The organism is Streptomyces sp. CA-250714 (assembly GCF_050936705.1).
Classification (GTDB): Bacteria; Actinomycetota; Actinomycetes; order Streptomycetales; family Streptomycetaceae; genus Streptomyces.
Genome location: NZ_JBNJMI010000001.1, coordinates 2,696,275 through 2,713,194 on the forward strand (window position 1 = coordinate 2,696,275; position 16,920 = coordinate 2,713,194).

The 16,920-nt window shown below is 73.2% G+C and carries 12 protein-coding genes; 1 reads left to right on the forward strand and 11 read right to left on the reverse strand.

The features are described from left to right. Window positions 1-81: 81 nt before the first annotated feature. The 11 genes from fxsT to ACQEU8_RS11870 all read right to left on the reverse strand — a co-directional run bounded on the left by fxsT (window position 82) and on the right by ACQEU8_RS11870 (window position 15,329). Window positions 82-3,102, reverse strand: coding sequence for an FxSxx-COOH system tetratricopeptide repeat protein (gene fxsT, locus ACQEU8_RS11820; protein WP_433099639.1), 3,021 nt, complete (start codon window positions 3,100-3,102; stop codon window positions 82-84). A 60-nt stretch (window positions 3,103-3,162) separates the two neighbouring features. Beyond that, on the reverse strand, window positions 3,163-4,500 hold the full coding sequence (locus ACQEU8_RS11825; protein ID WP_433099641.1) for an aKG-HExxH-type peptide beta-hydroxylase: 1,338 nt from the start codon (window positions 4,498-4,500) through the stop codon (window positions 3,163-3,165). Then, window positions 4,487-4,849, reverse strand: coding sequence for a hypothetical protein (locus tag ACQEU8_RS11830; RefSeq protein ID WP_433099643.1), 363 nt, complete (start codon window positions 4,847-4,849; stop codon window positions 4,487-4,489). The genes ACQEU8_RS11825 and ACQEU8_RS11830 overlap by 14 nt, the downstream gene beginning before the upstream one ends. Window positions 4,850-5,024: 175 nt before the next feature. Then, complete coding sequence (locus ACQEU8_RS11835) at window positions 5,025-8,225, reverse strand: SAV_2336 N-terminal domain-related protein (RefSeq protein ID WP_433099645.1); 3,201 nt, start codon at window positions 8,223-8,225, stop codon at window positions 5,025-5,027. Window positions 8,226-8,232: 7 nt separating this feature from the next. Then, window positions 8,233-9,297, reverse strand: a complete 1,065-nt coding sequence (locus ACQEU8_RS11840) for an AAA family ATPase (RefSeq protein WP_433099648.1) — start codon at window positions 9,295-9,297, stop codon at window positions 8,233-8,235. Window positions 9,298-9,308: 11 nt separating this feature from the next. Continuing rightward, window positions 9,309-11,675, reverse strand: a complete 2,367-nt coding sequence (locus tag ACQEU8_RS11845) for a trypsin-like peptidase domain-containing protein (RefSeq protein ID WP_433099650.1) — start codon at window positions 11,673-11,675, stop codon at window positions 9,309-9,311. A 254-nt stretch (window positions 11,676-11,929) separates the two neighbouring features. Beyond that, window positions 11,930-12,361 carry a CU044_2847 family protein gene (locus ACQEU8_RS11850; protein WP_433099652.1) on the reverse strand — a complete coding sequence of 144 codons (432 nt, stop codon included), beginning with the start codon at window positions 12,359-12,361 and terminating at the stop codon, window positions 11,930-11,932. Between the two features lie 147 nt (window positions 12,362-12,508). Next, entirely contained in the window at window positions 12,509-13,603 is a 1,095-nt protein-coding gene (locus ACQEU8_RS11855) for a helix-turn-helix transcriptional regulator (protein ID WP_433099654.1), read from the reverse strand. 1 nt (window position 13,604) lies between these two features. After that, window positions 13,605-14,627: a DUF4097 family beta strand repeat-containing protein gene (locus ACQEU8_RS11860; protein ID WP_433099656.1), complete on the reverse strand. Its 1,023-nt coding sequence runs from the start codon at window positions 14,625-14,627 to the stop codon at window positions 13,605-13,607. A gap of 191 nt (window positions 14,628-14,818) precedes the next feature. Beyond that, window positions 14,819-14,998 (reverse strand): DUF6104 family protein, encoded by a 180-nt coding sequence (locus ACQEU8_RS11865; protein ID WP_433099658.1) that lies wholly within the window; start codon window positions 14,996-14,998, stop codon window positions 14,819-14,821. Between the two features lie 118 nt (window positions 14,999-15,116). Beyond that, complete coding sequence (locus ACQEU8_RS11870) at window positions 15,117-15,329, reverse strand: hypothetical protein (RefSeq protein WP_433099660.1); 213 nt, start codon at window positions 15,327-15,329, stop codon at window positions 15,117-15,119. Window positions 15,330-15,595: 266 nt separating this feature from the next. On the opposite strand from ACQEU8_RS11870, the gene ACQEU8_RS11875 reads away from it, so the two are divergent. Beyond that, the gene (locus tag ACQEU8_RS11875) at window positions 15,596-16,780 is read left to right on the forward strand and encodes a sensor histidine kinase (protein WP_433099662.1); all 1,185 of its coding nucleotides are present in this window, start codon (window positions 15,596-15,598) and stop codon (window positions 16,778-16,780) included. Window positions 16,781-16,920: the final 140 nt, after the last annotated feature.

Genomic DNA, 16,920 nt, shown 5'->3' on the forward strand with positions numbered 1-16,920 from the left:
GCCCCCGCCGCATCGCGCGGCGGGGGCCCTCGGCCGTATGCGGGTCCTTTCCGTACGGGCCCTCGGCCGTGTGTGCCGGGCTCAGCCCAGATACGGCTCGTAGTCCCAGTACGGGCGGGTGCGCTGGCGGGCCGCGAGGGTGTGCTGGTGCTGGGCACCCAGCGAGCGGGTGAACCGCTCCAGGGCTTCGCTCTCCATCGCCCGGGCCTCCTCACGGCGCCGCAGGGAGCGCAGGTCACCGGCGTGGGCGACCATGCACGAGAGGGTGAGGGGGTGGTCCTCGCCCAGCACCCGCCGGCAGCGCTCCAGGGTGTCGCGGCTCAGTTCGAAGGCGTCCTCCAGGGCCTCGCTGAAGTTGCGGCCGCCGCTGGTGTTGAGGGCGCAGCCGAGGGTGGCCGGGTGGTCGGCGCCCAGCAGCGTGGTGAGCCCGGCCAGCGCCTGCTCGAACATGTTGAGCGCGCCGTCGCGTTCACCCTCCGCCTGGAGCACCAGACCCGCGTTGGACTGCATCGCCGTTGGCACCGGGTGTGCCGGGCCCAGCAGTGCCCGGAAGGCGTCCTCCGCCTCGGTCAGCAGCTCGCGGGCCAGGGACAGATCGCCGTGCTCGCGCAGGAAGTTGCCGTAGTCGGTCAGCAGGGACAGCGTGGAGTAGTGGGTGCGGCCGTGCACCTGCTCGTGCTGCTCCAGCAGTACGGCCATGGCAGTGGCCAGGTCCTGCCGCGGGGTGCCCGCTCTGCGCTGGCACAGCAGCATGTTGTGCCGCGCCATCAGCGTCTGCGGATGCTGGGCACCGAGCACTTGCAGATGCAGCCGCATACCTAGCTCCTGGCGGGCCAGCGCTTCTTGGTATCGGCCCATCAGCCGAAGGTCGCGCGCGCACGCGTTGCCGGAGGCGAGGGTGTTGGGGTGCCGGGCGCGCAGCACCTGCTCACGTTTACGGAGGGTGTCCAGATCCGTTTCGTAGGCATCCCCGTATCGGCCCAGTAGCCGCAGGCCGACGGCGAGATTGTGCTGGGCGAGCAGGCTCGTCCACTCCTCGGGGCCGTACAGCTGACGGGAGACCTCGACAACCTGCTGCTGCAACCGCAGCGCCTCGTCGTACTGGCCGAGCAGCCGCAGATCGGAGGCGAGGCAGCTGGTGGCGTCCATGACGGCCTCGTCGTGGGCGCCGTCGGCGTGCGGCATCTCGCGCAGCCACTCCAGGCGGGCGCTGTCGAGTGCCTGCGCCTCACGGAACCGGCCGCCCCCGCGCAGCAGATTGCCCTGCAGTGTGGTGAGGACCAGCATCTGGGGGGCCGCGGCGTCCAGGAACGTCTCCCAGTCGGCGCGGATACTGTCGGCCAGTTCGGCACCGAGGGTGTACTCACCGCTGGAGTAGCAGTAGCGCAGACAGTTGAGCAGCATCTCCTGGACGCGGCGTTCCTTGCTGGAGGGCGCCCCGGAGGCGATCAGGTGGGGCAGCATCTCGGCGTAACGGCCCCACTGCCGGCTGTCGTTGGGAGTGCTGGGGTCGGCTTCCACCAGCAGCCGGTGCACGGTGTCGCGGTAGGTGTCGCTCTGCCGGCCCTGGGTCAGCTCGGCGATGACCCGGTGGACGACCTGGTGCATGTGCACGGAGTCGCTCTGGTCGCCGTCCCCCACCGAGGGGGTGCGGGCCTCGCGGGTGATCACCGAGTAGTTGACGAGGGAGTCCAGCGCACGCGTCCAGCCGGAGCGGTCCTTGCTGAGCCAGCGCAGATTCTCGGGGAGCTCGGCGGCGGGGATTCCCCGGGCGAGGCCCAGCGGGATGCGGCCGGGCGCGAAGACGGCGCACAGCGAGAGCAGTTCCACAGCGCGCGGCTCGGACTTGCGCAGCTTGTTGAGCAGCATCGACCAGGAGGTCAGCGACGAGTACGGGTAGTCGTCCGGCATGGTGCCGGTCTCCAGCCGGGTGAGACCGACCCCGCGCACCATGCGCAGATACTCGGGCACCTCCATGCCCTCCTCGCCGAGCCAGGCCGCGGCCTGTGCCAGCTGGAGCGGCAGGTCCTGGAACTCGCCGGCCACCTGGTCGGCCTGCTCGACGGTGATGTGCGGGGCACGGCGCATCAGATAGCCGGTGGACTCGGCGCGCCGGAAGGCGCTGATCTGCTTGATGTCGGTGATGGTCCGCCAGCTCTTGTTGCGCGAGGTGATCAGCACATGTCCGCTGCCGCCCTGCGGCAGGTAGGCGGCGGCGTCCTCCGGCTCCTCCCAGCCGTCGAAGATCAGCAGCCACCGCCCGGACGGCTCGTTCCTGCGCAGCGCCTCCCGTACGGCACGCACCCGCTCGCCGACCTCGCCGGAGCTGTCCAGACCGATCTCGGCGGCGAGCGAGCTGAAGGTGTCCCGCTGGGTGTTGCGCTGGTCGCAGTTGACCCACCACACCACGTCGTAGTCGGGTGCGAAGCGGTGCGCGTACTCCGCCGCGATCTGCGTCTTGCCGATACCGGCGGTACCGACCAGGGTGCAGACGGCGGCGCCGTGCTCGGCGTCCATCAGCCGCTGCTGGAGATCGCCGAGGATGACGTCGCGGCCGGTGAAGCGGGCGTTGCGGCGCGGCACCTCGCCCCAGACGGCAGGCGGATCGTTGGGGTAGCGGCTCAGATGGCCGGGCTGCGGGACGGGGAGGCGGCGTGGCCGCAGTCCCAGCCGGTTGAGCAGCCGTCGTTCGGCCTCCTCCTCGCCGACGCCCCACAGGTTGACCGGTTCGAGCACTGCCGTGGCGGGCAGCAGTTCGCGGTTGGTCAGATTGACGGCCGCGAACCGCTCGGCGTGCTCGGCCACATAGCCGCGCAGCACCGCGTTCCAGTCGGCCTCGGTGCGCGGGCCGAGCTGGAAGAACACATCGCTGATGACCAGCAGGACCCGGCCGGAGGCCAGCTGGAGGTCGCCGAGCGCCTCCTCCAGCGGCTGCTCCCGGTCCGGGTCCCAGCGCTGGAGGGTGGTGCGATGCCCGTGGCTCTCCAGCCGGTGTGAGATCCAGTTCCCCCATCCCCGGTGGTAGCCGGGGAAGACCACCACGAAGTGCTCGGACTCCCCTCCGGGCGCACCGCCCTGAGCCGGTTCCCGCTGAGCGACCATGCTTGCGTTCTCCCTCGTCCAGCAGCCGTCGCCGCCCCGCGGACGGCGTGTACGGCGAGATTACCCAAAGTGACCGTTTGTGAGCCTGTCGGCTGCGTTGTCGGCGTTCTCCGCGCCCCGGCTCGCCGCGCCGGGAACGGCACGCCCGCCAGGCGCACTCAGCCGCTCGTACCGGTGGCGCATGCCCTTCACGAACTCTGTGCCCTGCCGGGTCAGTTGACCAGAGCCCAGAAGGAGGAAAAGAGCGTGGTCGACCTGCGCCCGGTAGTCGGCGGCACGGCGCCGGGCGGCGGCCCGCTCGGCGGGCGTGGCGGAAGCCCGGCGGGCGAGTCTCCCCCACAGGTCGGCGAGGGCCAGATGCGCGTAGGTGCCCTGCACGACAGCGCCCAGCGGCCTGGGATCGCTGCGCCAGCCGACGCGGTATACGGCCTCGGCCGACTCCTGGTTGAGCCGTACGACGCCGCCGAGCACGGCGAGCTTGCTGTGCTGCACCTCGTGGACGAGGACCTCGGCCATCTCCTCCGGCGTCTGCGGAAGGGTCGTCAGCACCGCCCAGGGCGCGGCCAGCCGGGTGGCGCTGGCGCGTCCTTCGGGTTTCCACAGGACGGGTACGACGGCGCGGACGAGCGTCGCCACCTCGGTGGCCCGCTCTGGGTCGGCCTCGCGCAGCAGGTCCAGCGCATCGGCCCACAGGTGACGCCACTCGCGCACCTCGTCCGGCGCCGTCACGGTGGCGGGCAGCAGACCCGCGAGACCCGCGCGGGCGGTCTCGTGGGCGAGGTGCGGGTCGTGGTCGTCGAGGACGGCGGGGGCGCCGGGCAACGGGCTCAAGGGCCGCCAGGCGCTGTTCGGCGGCGTCTCGTGGCGCAGCAGGGAGCTGCGCGGCAGGACGCACGGCTGCTCGCCCAGCGGGACGAGGGAGAGCGTGGCGCCCGCCGCCTCCAGCCGCGCCCGGGGCGCGGTGGTCGGGTACGAGCCGAGCCCGGGCAGCGTGAGGCGGCCGCCGTGGACCGGCAGGTCGAGCCGGAAGTCGCACCCGGCCGCTGTGGCGACCGCGGCGGCGAGCGTGCCCAGCCCCGCCAGCGCGTCCTCGAAAGCGCCGCCTCGCGGGACCGCCAGCGTATGCGCCAGCCAGTTGCCGACCGCCGGGTAGCCGAGGGCGGTCCTGGCCGCTGCGGGGTCGTGCTGTTCGGCGTCCTCCAGCAGCGCCCAGTGCTCGCGCAGCGCACGCGCCGCGGCAGCGGGCAGCCGGGCACGCTCGGCCCGGGTCAGCAGCGATTTGAGCAGCACGAAGCGCCTGCTGAGCAGCCAGCCGTCCAGCGCGGCGGCCTCGCCCGGCAGCGGCCGGCTCTCCCCCATGCGGCGCAGCTGGTGGCCCGGTATCTCAAAGGGGTTCATGGCGGCCCACGCTGTCTCCCGGGCCCGGAGGGGGGCCGGAGGTGCCGTGGACCGAGCCGAAGGTTGACCGGATCACGCCCCGTTTCCCGCCTGTCCGGTAGCTGTCCGCCCGGGCGTCACCGGGGCGCCGCAGCTTGCCGCCGCCGCCGTCGGTGCCGGACGAGCGCCATACCCGGGCCAGTTCGGCCGGATCGCGCAGCGCACTCTCCACGGCGGCGGTGACAGCGGGATCGTCGCAGGTCCTGAGAGCGCGCAGGGTCACGTCCGTCAGATCGGGCAAGGGTGACGACGGTGCGGCGTCGGGCCCACGGCCCGGGCTGCGGGACGCGCCCTCGGTCCGCTTCGGCACGCTCTTCTCCTCCCTAGGACCCCACCCGGGGGCGGTAACACGGATGATGTCTCTTTCCCGGGGCAGGTATCCGGAAACACGAGCGAGAGGCGGTGCCACCGCATTCGGCCGGTCGTCGCCTTTCCCCGCGTACGGCATCGGTCCCTCCCCCACACGCCGCACCGGATCGCCCCGCTCAGCCCGCCAGTTCGGCCACCCGGTCCCTGGTGTCGCGTACCTCGTCCCAGGGGACGTCGGCCAGATGACCGGCGAGCAGCTGCCATTCGGCCTCCGCCGCGCGGTAGTCGGTCAGCGCGTCCTCCGTACGCCCCTGGGAGCGGTGGAATTCGGCCCGGCCGTGCAGCGCCCTGGCAGCGGTGACGGAGCCTTGTTCGCGGGCGTCGGCCAGCTCCTCCAGCGCCTTGGAGAACTCGGCTGCCGCCTGCTGGGACTCGGGAGCGGCGGCGGGGAAGAGCGCACGGGCCCTGCCGAGCCGCAGCCACGCCTGTGCCCTGCCCTCCGCGTCGGTGCCCTGACGCGCCGCCTGCTCCAGCAGATGGCAGCCCTCGTACAGGTCGGGCAGAAAGCTCTCCCGTTCGTAGCGCAGCAGCAGGACGCGGCCGAGCAGCAGTGCCGCTCTTGCAACTGTCGGGCTGCCCGACGGTGCGCGGGTGAGGGCCTCGCGCAGCAGCCCCTCGGCACGTGAGAGGTCGCCTGCTTCGGTGAGCAGCATCTCGCCCCATTCGATGAGCAGTTCGCCACGCTGTGCGCTGTCGCGTTCCGACAGCCGCTCGGCCTCCGTGTACGCCTCGGCCGCCGCCTCCCAGTCGCGGGTCTCGCGCAGCACGCGGGCGCGCTCTCTGGCGCAGCGCAGCCGCAGCCCGGACCGCTCGCCCGCCAGGGGCTGTGCCTGCGCCAGCACGTCGAGGCGCTCCTGCGGCGGGGCGCCGCTCAGCCGCAGTGCGGACGCCAGGTCGAGGAGGGCACCGCAGCGCTGCGCCCGGGTCTCGTCACGGGCCCGCGCGTCGGGTGCCTGCCGGGGCGACGGGGCACCCTCGGCCGGTTCGGGCCGGGTCTCGGAGGTCGCGGGGGCGCTGGAGGGCTCGGGGGACCCGGGCGCGCGGTCTGCCAGCATGTCGCTCGCTTCGCGGAGTTCGCTGACGGCCTCGAGGGCCGCCCTGTGGCGGTGTTCGGGTGCGGAGAAGGCCAGTGCGAGCAGCACCCGGCCCAGCCGGAGTTTACGGGTGCGCTCGGCGTCCGGCGGCAGTGACGGGTCCACCGTGTCTCCCGCGGTGCGGCCCGCCAGCGAGCGCAGCAGTCCTTCGGCGCGCAGCAGATGCCGGGTGCCGCCGCGCACCTGCCACAGCGAGTGCTCGACACCCGCGCGCTCCAGCAGTGAGCCGGGCTCGTTGTCCGTCAGCAGTTCGGCGGCGTCCCGCAGCAGCGGCTCGGGGCCCTGCGGGCTGCGCCGTACCGCGGCCGTACCGGCGAGTGCGTGCAGCACCCGGCCGAGGGCCAGCCGGGCGCGAGCGCTGTCGCGGTCGGCGGCGCGTGCGGCCTCGCCCACCGAGCGGGCCCGGTGCAGCAGTTGGATGTCGCCCTGGGCGCGCCACTGGCGCAGCAGTCGCTCGGTCTCGGCCACCTGGTCGGCCGCGGTCTGCTCGGGCAGGTAGAAGCGGACGACCTCGGCGGGGATCGTCGCGAACATCTCGTCGCCGTTCTCGGCCTCGTCCGGCTCCGCGCCGTCCTCCACGGTGCCGCCGCGCGGCTCGCGTGCCGCGCGGTCCGCCTCGGCGCGGCCGGTGAGCTGTGCGACTGCCATGGCGGCGAAGTTGCGGGTGCCCTTGCCGAAGCGCTGCGCCACGTAGCCGGACAGGTGTTTGAGGATGAGTACGGCGGCGCCCTGGTCGAGGGATTGCAGCAGCAGTTCGCGGACGCCGGGAGCGAACGTGTAGCGGGGGCCGTGCAGCTGACCCCTGCGGCAGCCCGCCACGTCCTGCTCGTCGTCGTCCTCGGGAAGCCGGGTCAGCAGCCCGGACAGCAGCACCTCGGCCAGCTCCATCGGCCCGGTGTCGGGCAGCATCGCCTCCTGCACCAGATGGATGACCGGCAGCAGCAGCGGCACCACTGCCAGGTGCACGGCCAGATCGAGGGCGCCGGGCGAGGCGGTGTTGCGGAACTCCCGCAGCAGGGTGCGGGCCGGTACGCCGCCCGCGGGGCTGCGCGGCGGGGGCATCGCCGGATGCCGGGGCAGCACCCAGGCGGCGGCTCCTGCCACCGCTCGCTCGCTGTCGGTGCCCAGCAGCCGCGCCCAGTTGCCCAGTGCCTCGGGCGTGGGCAGCAGCACCGGCACAGGGACCGCGTCGGGGGGCGGGAGCGGGCCGTAGCTGTCCGGCTCGAAGGTGACGCGCCCGCCCGCGCCGCGCTCCCGCAGCAGCAGCCCGGGCTCGGCGGGCAGCGCGGTACGCGGCCACAGCCGGGGCGGCAGCGGCTGTACGACGGCCAGCGGAGCGCGGCCCGACCAGTGGTGCAGCAGTCGCTGGGCGCGGCCGTCCTGCCACAGTGCGCCCACACAGTCGCTGACCACCAGGGTGAGGCGGCGTCCTGTGGTGTCGCGGTACTCGTCCGCTGGGCGCAGCCGTGCGGGGCCCTCGGCGGGCCCGGTGCCGATGAGCGGGGCGCCGTCCCTGGCGCGGTGCAGATAGCGCACCTGGACATCGCGGAAGGCGCCGAGCTGTTCGAAGGTCTGCCGCAGCCGCTCCAGGGTGGGCTGCCATACGGACGCGGTGGGCGAGGCGTCCATGATGAGCTGGATCTCGCTGTAGCGGCGGACTTCGGTGCCGAAGACCGGCCGTACCGCGGTGGAGCGGGCGCTCAGGTCGGCGGTGGCGTCCTCGTCCAGCGCTCCGACGGCGGGCGGCAGCGGCGGCCGGTAGCCGTGCAACGGGCGTAGCGCGTGCTGGAGTTCGAGCAGTCCGGACAGCGCCCCCGCCGCCGGTGCCCGCACCGGGAAGCCCGCGGGGGGTGCCCCGCCGTGCCTGCGCGGTGCGAACAGTGAGACCGGCGCCGTGCGCTCCGGGACCGAGGGTGTCTCCCCCGGATCGGTGGCGTCGTGGTCCTCGGCTGGTGGCATGGGAGGCTCCGGCTGCGGCGTCCGGTTCCCTGGGTATCTCGGCCCGGTGGAGTCCGCGTCGGGTCCCTCTCCAGCCCGCCCCACGCCGAACCGGGCCAGCCACAGGGCCTCGGCGATCTCTTCGGACGACGGGTTCCAGCCGGCCGACCGCAACCGTGCCACCAGCTCCGCCACGTCCCGCACGGACTGCCGCGGTGGCCACGGACTCGCCGTGGACCGCGCGGGATCCGGGGGTTGCCGCGGCGGGGTCGACGCCGCACTCATGTGGCGCTCACCTCGGGCGGTCGAGGGGGCGTAGCAGCATCTCGGCGAGCCGGTCGCGGGTGACCCGCTCGACGCCCGAGGTGCGCTGTGTCAGGAACAGGGCGTTGAGCAGTTGGTCGGTGGCGATGACCTGTCCCGGCTCGCGCCGCAGGAACCGCTGGACCAGTTCGGCGCCCTCCTCCAGCGCCTCCTCCCCCAGATGGGCCGAGACCATCGCGGCGAGCTGTTCGTCACCCGGTGGCTTGAGGTCGAGCTGGATGCAGCGGCGCAGCAGAGCGGCCGGAAAGTCGCGCTCCCCGTTGGAGGTCAGCACAATGAACGGGAAGACCGTGCAGCGCACCCTGCCGCCCTCGATCCGCACCTTGTCGCCGTCCGCCGTCAGCACCTCGGTGACCGGCTCGCGGTCGGCGATGCGCTCCAGTTCGGGGATGGTGAACTCGCCGTCCTCCAGGACGTTCAGCAGGTCGCTGGGCAGGTCTATGTCGCTCTTGTCCAGCTCGTCGACGAGCAGCACCCGGGGCAGCGGCAGTCCGTCGGGCTCGGTGGGCCGCGCGGGCAGCAGCGCCGTACCGAGCGGGCCGAGGCGCAGATACGACCCGATCGGCGGGCGGGTGGGCGGGGCGCTGGTGTCCCCGGCCACGGCCCGGTCCAGCTGGACGTCCTGCAGCCTGCCGATGGCGTCGTAGTGGTAGAGCCCGTCCTGCAGCGTCGTACGGCTGACGATGGGCCAGCGCAGCACCCGGCCCAGGCCCAGCTCGTGCGCGACCGCGTGCGCGAGGGTGGACTTGCCGGTCCCCGGGTTGCCGGTGACCAGCAGTGGGCGGCGCAGATACAGCGCCGCGTTGACGGCCTCGACCTCCTCGGGGCGCGGGTGGAGGCTCTCCACCAGGCGGCGCCTGGCACCCAGTCGCCGGGCGGTGTCGGCGCCCTCCGGATCGTCGCCGCTCGCCCCGCCGGGGGAGTCGGGCCCGGTGCCGGCGCCGGTGAAATCACGCCAGGGCGGGGGCTCCGGCAACTCTCGCACACCCTCGTGCGGCACCCCCGCGCCACGGTAGATGCGCCAATCGCTCACGGTGTGCTCCTCTACGCTGTCGGCGGCCTGGGCATGAGCGGTGGTTCGCGCAGCGGTCCGTCCCCCGAGGTTCTGTGGGGCGGATCGTAAAGCAGGACGATATGCCGTGCCCAGGCCGACGAGGGATCAATTGGCGCCTCGTTGACGCCGGTTGACCCGGCTGTGTCGTCGGTCAGGTCGGCGTTCCTGTTGCGCAGTGTGCGGATGTGCAGCGGCAGCCGGCGCGCCGAGTGTGCTTCGCGCAGCAGTGCGGCGGCCCGCTCCTGGAATTCGGCGCAGTCGTCGTGGTCGTGCTCGTCGCTGTAGGAGTGCCGCCACAGCGCCACGGCGTGCCCAGCGCCAAGAGCCGCCGCCATGGCGCGGGCTCCCGGCCCGCTGCCGGTCCGCGCGCAGTACACCGGCACGGCGCCGGGGGGCGCGGCCAGCAGCCGACCGTAGGCCGCCTGCCCGCCCTCGGGGACGGGCGCCGCGTGCCCTGAGCCGGGCACCTCCCGGCGCAGCGGTACGGCTTCCATGGGGCCGTCGAGTACGGCAGCAGCGCGGCTGCGGAATTCAGGCGTGAACCCCTGGTCCTTGCGGGTCCTGTCGCGCACCACCACGAGCCTGCGCTGGCCCAGCGGCAGAGTGTGCGGGTTGAACGGGTCCGCCGGGTCGTAGGGCCGGGCCCGCCAGGCGTCCACCGGCACATCGAACAGCGCGCGCGGCAGCAGGAACTCCACCGCCGCCAGATGGTCGTCCACATCGCACTGGTCCAGCGCCTGCGACAGTGCTCCGCGCACGGCCTCCTCCAGCCGCGAGCGCGGCACGTCCTCCCGGCTCTGCTCGACGGTGACCTCCTCGCGCTCGCCGTCCTCGCCCGCGGCCCCCTCCCCGGTGTCCCCGATGGCCGCACCTGCTACGTCCCCGAAATCCGTGGCGTCCGCGCCCAGCAGGTCGTGCCGCTCGGCCGAACGGACCAGCGCCACCCGCCAGCCGTGCCGTCCTGAGCCGTAGATGTCCGGTTCTATCTCCACCAGCACGTCGGCACGCGCCGCCGACGCGGGGCGGTGGCCGTCCAGCACGCCGGGGACGCGGGCGCGGATGACGTCGTTGAGCAGCGTCCGCGCCGTCCGCTCGACCCACTCGCGCAGGTCGGCCAGCGCGCGGGCCGCCCGCGGCGTACGTGCCCTGGCCGACCGGGTGAGCGCGGCGGTCACCTTCGCGGCGTACAGCACCACCGCCTCCAGCGCGAGGTCGGGGGACGGCTCCTCCTCCGTCGTGCTGTCGTCCCGCGGGTCGTAGAGCAGCCCTGCGCCCTCCCGCCAGGAGCGGGGATCGTGGTCGCGCAGCGTGTAGGGGCGGCGGAGCACCATGTCCCGGGCCTCGTTGGCCAGTTGCAGCACCTGGCCGGCGCCGGTGGGCGGCTCCACCTCGGCGAACAGCGCGTACAGCTCGGCGCGTCTGTCCACCGTGAAACCGTAGGCGGGCTCCCCGCCCGAGGGGCCCAGCCGGGCGTGCTGCCGGTGCCAGCTGTGGCCGAAACCGTTGTAGCGCTTCAGATGGTGCCTGTCGTGTGCGGACAGCACCTCGTGCAGCACGCGGGCGCCGCGCGGACCCGCGTCGCACAGCCTGCGGAGCGCCGTGACGGGTGTGGCCAGCCCCGAGCCCGGCCTGCGGCCCGCGCCCTTGCTGACGCCGAGCACCGTGCCGCGCCGCTGGTCGAGCACCGGCCCGCCCGAGCAGCCCTCGGTCAGCTGGTCGCCGCTGAGCATGAGCGGGCGGCCGACGACGCCGGTGGCCTTGCCCAGGCCGGTGAAGAACATCTGCTCGCCCTTGACCTCGCCCGGCGCCCAGCCGTACAGCCCGATGTCCGCCGGTGTCAGCACCGAACGGTCGCTCAGCCAGAGGCAGTCGGCGTCCTCGGCGCCCGGCACCCGGATCAGCGCCAGGTCGGGGAACGGCCAGGGGGACGGGGGCGCCAGGGGATCCTCGGGCAGCGGCAGCCCGAACGCCAGCTCTCCGAGGAGGACGGTGCCGGTGCTGCCTGCGCTGCCGGTGCTGCCTGCGCTGTCCGGCCAGCCTGCGCTGCTCAGGTCGGCTGCGCCGACGGCATCGGCCGAACCGGCCGCGTCGGCTGTGTCCGCGGTGTCCCCGATCGTGATGCCGATGGCGCGCTCCCCCCTCCACACGGGTGCGGCACCCTTGCCGACGACATGGGCGCACGTGAGGACCCATCCGGGCGCGACGAAGAAACCGCTCCCCCAGAACGCTCGCCGGTTCCTGTCGCTGCGACGACTGTCGTCGCTTGTCCCGCTGCTTGCGTCGTACCCCTCGGGGGGTGACCCGATGCGCACGACGGATGCGCGAACGGAGTCGGCGAGGTTCGCGGGGGCGTTCATACGGCACAGGGCGCGCACAGCAGCACGCCGAATCGTGGCCCCCCGCGTACCGCGGCTCGCACTCCTGTCACAGCGCTCCCCCTCTACGCCCCGTTCCCCCGTGGCTTCCCCGTGTGAGGTGTATGAGGTAGCAGGCTAGTCGCCGGGTGTGACAGACGGGAGAGGTGGGTCCCCCAACCCTGTGCGCAACCAGGGGACTTGAGGGGCCCGCACCCGTGCCGCACCGGGGACGACATTGCGCTCGCTCGTCGTCCTCAGCCACCCTGCGGGGCCGTGGTGTTGCTGCCGCCGGTGCCTGGGCCGGTGCCCGCGCCGTCGGTCGTCGGGTCGTCGGCCGTCCTTCCGGGCTTGTGCCAGGTGAGGGTGACGGAGACAGCGCCCTTGGCCTCCCCCTCGGCGAGGACGGCGGCCAGAGCCTTGCCGGACTTGACGGCCAGCTCGATCCCGAAGGTGGCGCTGACCTCGTCCGGCCGCGCGTGCCGGGCGGCGGCGAGCACGGCGGAGCCCACGCCGCCGATGACCTCGTTGAGTTGCTGGGCCCGCGCTATGAGCTGGTCCCTGATGCCGACGTCGTCGTAATCGAACTCCTCGGCCCCCGGCGGGACTTCGTCCTCGTCCAGCACATGCACCCGGGCCAGCACCGTTTCCCCGCCCGGCAGCGTGATCTCCCGGATCTCCCGCTCCATTTGCGCCCCCTCGCTTCCCCGCTCGGCCCACTCGTGCCGCGCCCACTCGCGTCAACGTGCCCTGCGCGGAGTCACATTGAACCCCGCACACGGCCACGGCGCGACCGGGCCGGACAGTAGGCTGCCTGGGCTGGGGGGCGGGCAGGGTCAACTGCCGCTCGCGCCGGAGCCCTCCGTACCGTCTCGCCCCTGACTCTCCGTTCCGCCGTACGGGCCGCGCAGTACGGCGCCGATATGGGCCGCCGCGGTGGACAGCCGACGGCGCACCTCGCGCAGTTGGTCCTCGCTGACGCCGTGGTCGCGGGCCGCGTCCCGTACGTCGTCGCGGAACCGGTCCAGCAGACGTTCGAGGTCGCGTACGGGATCACCCGTGGAGTCGGCGAGCGGGCCTTCGGGCTCGGAGGACGGCTCCGCGCCGGACGGCTGCACGCCGCCCCCCGGGGGCCAGGGCGCTGACGGCAGGCCGGTGAGCCGGCTCAGATCGCCCATCTCCCGGGCCAGTTCGGACATGCCGTCGCGGACGGCGCCCGGCCAGTCCCCCGCGCGCATCCGGGTCTGCACCTGCTCCTGCACCTGGTGCGCGATGCGCCGCATCTCGGCCAGCGCCTCGGTGTGCGCCTCGCGCTCCTTCTTCGCCTGCCGCCTGGCCTGCTGGGCCTCTTCCTTGGCCTTGCGGGCCTGTTCCTTCCACTCGTCCTTGGCGCGCCGCATCTCCTCCTTGGCCCGCCGCCAGGCCTCCTTGTCCTGCCAGACGCCGTCCCAGCCGCCCTCCCAGCCGTCGTCCCAGCCCGGGGGCTCGCCGGTGCCGGGCGGCGCACCCGCACCGGGGCGGGCGCGGCCGCCCTTGGCCCTGCCGCGAGCGTGCCGCGCCTGTTCCCGCATCTCACGGCGCAGATCGCTGGCGGTACCGCTGACGTCCTCCCGGATGTCGGCGGCGAGCGCGGCGACGGAATCGCGGATCTCGACCTCCAGCTCGGCCAGCTCGGCCTGCCGGTCGGCCAGTTCGGCGCGGCCGGCCGCGGTGATCGAGTAGACCTTGCGGCCGCCCTCGGTGGTGTGGCTGACCAGGCCCTCGGCCTCCAGCTTGGCCAGCCGCGGGTAGACGGTGCCGGCGGACGGCGCGTACAGCCCCTGGAAGCGCTCTTCCAGAAGACGCATCACTTCGTAGCCGTGGCGCGGTGCCTCGTCGAGCAGCATCAGCAGGTACAGGCGCAGGCGGCCGTGCGCGAAGACGGGGGGCATGTCACAGGTCCTTCGCCGGAGAGGGGTTCCCGGGATTGCCGGGGTTGCCGGGGTGCTCGGTCGGGTGCGGGCCGCTCGCCGCGACGGTGCCGCGGCCGTCGGCGGGCGGCGCGCCGTCACCGGAGTCACCGAGGTCGTCCGTGCCGTCCCAGGGCCCCGCGTCGTCCACCCGGTCCAGGTCGTCCGCCGGGTCGTCGCCCGGTGGGCGGCGGAGGACGGCGAAGCCGCCGGAGACGTTGACGGCGTGCAGTGCGCCGCGGCCCGCACCGAGGGTGCCCGTCACATGGTGGGCGCCCCATTGGCCGCCGGTGGTCAATTCGTCGAAGGCGCTGGAGACGGCGCCGCCCGAGGTGTGTGCGTCCACGGACAGATCCGCGTCGTCCGGGAGCCGGAGCGCGAGCTCACCCGAGACGCTGGAGAGCCGGATGTCGGCGGGCTCGCCCGCCCGGGGCAACCGCAGATCGAGAATCATCGCGCCGCTGACCGAATCGGCCTTGATCTTGGAGGCGGAAGCGTCGATGCACGTCAGATCGCCGGAGACGGTGGAGAAGCGCAGTGGCCCGGAGAGTCGTTGGGTTTCCACGTCACCCGAGACCGTCTCGGCCGTGACCCGGCCGGCCAGGCCGACCAGCGTGGTGTTGCCGGAGACCCCGGCCACCCGGGTGCGGCCGCGTACACCGGAGACGACGGCGCTGGCCCCCACCACGCCGACCGACAGCGCGGCCTGCGCCGGAACCCGCACCGACACCTCCACCTCGCGCCGCCAGCCCTTGCGGTCCAGCCACTTGAGGAAACCGCGCCAGGGAAGGTCCTCGTAGGCGACGACCAGTCTGCCGCCCTCACGCCGCACTATCAGGGGCGGGCCCTGGACCTTGCCGATCTCGACGCGAGTGGTCGCACCGGCGGTGCCGACGACATTGACGGTGCCGTTCACCACGCGCACGTCCAGCTCGGTCACCGGGTCGTCGAACTCGATCCGGCGCGGCTCGGTGACCTGCCACTCGCGGCTTTCGGGTGCGGGCACTGCGGCCTCCCCAGGCTCGGGCGCTGCGGCGTACGGAGCGCACGGCACCCCCACACGCGCAACGACATATCGCGTCTCGATGAAGACACGATATGTCGCGTATCGCGATATGCGCAAGGGTCGCGGAAGCGGGACACCTCAGCGCGTACGCCTTCCTCAGCGCGTTCGCCTTCGGCGCTCGGACGTCGCCCTCACTCCTCGTCCTCGTCGTCCAGCCGGGCCAGCCAGGTCGCCAGCCGCTCCACCGGCACCTCGAAGTCCGGGTTCAGATCGACGAAGGTCCGCAGCTGCTCGGACAGCCACGCGAAACTGACCTCTTCCTCGCCGCGCCGCTGCTCCAGCTCTTCGATGCCACGGTCGGTGAAGTACACGGTTCTGCTCCTGGTCGGATACCTACAGGGGGTGAGGGCGCGGCCTGCCGCCTCGACCCAGAGTATGCCGGGCCGCACCCGCTCCGTACCCGGCCCGAGCCGCCCTCCCGCGCCCCCGTCAGCTGCGCCGTTTCACCGCGTCGGAAGCCGCGCCGACCGCTATGCCGAGGACCGCCAGCAGGACGCAGGCGTAGATCTCGTAGCCGTCGAGGAATCCGATGCGGTGGACCAGCGTCCACAAGCGGAAGCGACCGTCGGTCAGTTCGTACGCGATACCGCCCGCGCCCTGCGCGATGAGGACGAACGAGACGAAGCCCAGAAGTTTCTTCATGGCAGCAGGCTGACCGGCGCGGCGCGGTGCGGGGATCGGGCTTCGGGGTCGGCGGGGGCGACGGAAGTCTGCGATCGGCGCCCCGGTGTCATACCGAAGTCGATACCTCCGGGTGACCGGCCCCGGCAGCCGGCGGCGGGCCGTAGATTCGCCGCATGAGGCTGCTTCGGAGGGGCCGTACGGGGCGAGGGATTCCGCGAACTGACCGGTCGGTTCGCCGCATGCGGCGGTGGTCGATTCCGCATACCGGGTGGTCGGTAGGCCACATGGTGGGGTGGATCCGCCGGGGAGGGCCCGCGGGGGCCGGGGCGGAGAGGCGGGTGAGCCGCCGCGGGGGCCGGGAGTGGGCCGTCGACATCGGGGCCTTCCTGTTCGCCGGGTGCTTCCTGGTGCTCAGCGCCGACTCGGTGGCGATCGAGCCCGGCACCTCGAAGACGGCGCTGTTCTGGGACCAACTCGGCGGTGGCCTGGCGTGTGCGGCGCTGTTCCTGCGGCGACGCCTGCCAGTACCGCTCGCCGTCGTACTGCTGCTCGCCGAACCGTTCTCGCACTTCATCACCGGGCCGATCCTCGTCGCGCTGTTCACCGTCGCGGTGAACAGGCCGCCGCGGGTGACGGCGTATCTGTCAGCCCTGGCGTTCGCGCCGGTGCCGATCTTCCTGGCGAGCGAGCCGGCGGCCGACGATCCGCGGACAGGGTCGTCGATCACCTATTTCGCACTCATCGCCGGCGCGATCGGCTGGGGCCTGTACGTACGGTCACGGCGCCAACTGGTGCTCTCGCTGCGGGAACGAGCCGTACATGCGGCGGCGGAGGCACGCCGCGAGGCGCGGGAGGACATCGCGCGCGAGATGCACGACGTACTGGCGCATCGGCTGTCGCTGCTGAGCGTCCACGCGGGCGCGCTGGAGTTCAACCCGGGCGCCTCCCCCGACCAGGTGGGACGGGCCGCGGCCGTCATCCGCGACAGCGCGCACCAGGCGCTGGACGACCTGCGGGACATCATCGGCGTCCTGCGCGCACCGGAGGACGACGCCCGTCCGCAGCCGGTGCTCGCCGATGTCGAACGGCTCGCGGACGAGTCACGGCAGGCGGGCACCCGCGTCACCCTCGACGTGGACGTGACCGGCGGTCCTGCGACAGCGCCCGCGATCGCCGGCCGTACGGCGTACCGCATCGTGCAGGAGGGCCTGACGAACGCCCGCAAGCACGGAGCAGGCCCCGACGCACCGGTCTCGGTGACCGTACGTGGCGCCTCGGGCAAGGGTCTGACCGTCGAGATCCGCAACCCCGCGAAGCGTGACGGCGCGAGTGCCGGCGCCGATATCCCCGGCGCCGGGCAGGGCCTCATCGGGCTGACGGAGCGCACCCAGCTCGCGGGCGGCACCCTGGAACACGGCTGGGACGGCTCCGACTTCCGGCTCTACGCCGCTCTCCCCTGGCCGAGCTGACGGCAGCACCCGATGTGCAGGTGATCTTGCTGTGAGTGCATGTCGTGCGGCGCCGGCGGGGGTGGATTGTGAGGGCGCCCATAGGGTCCAGATCACATACGAGGCGGCTTCGTATGTCCGAATGGCCCTGACCTAAGCAG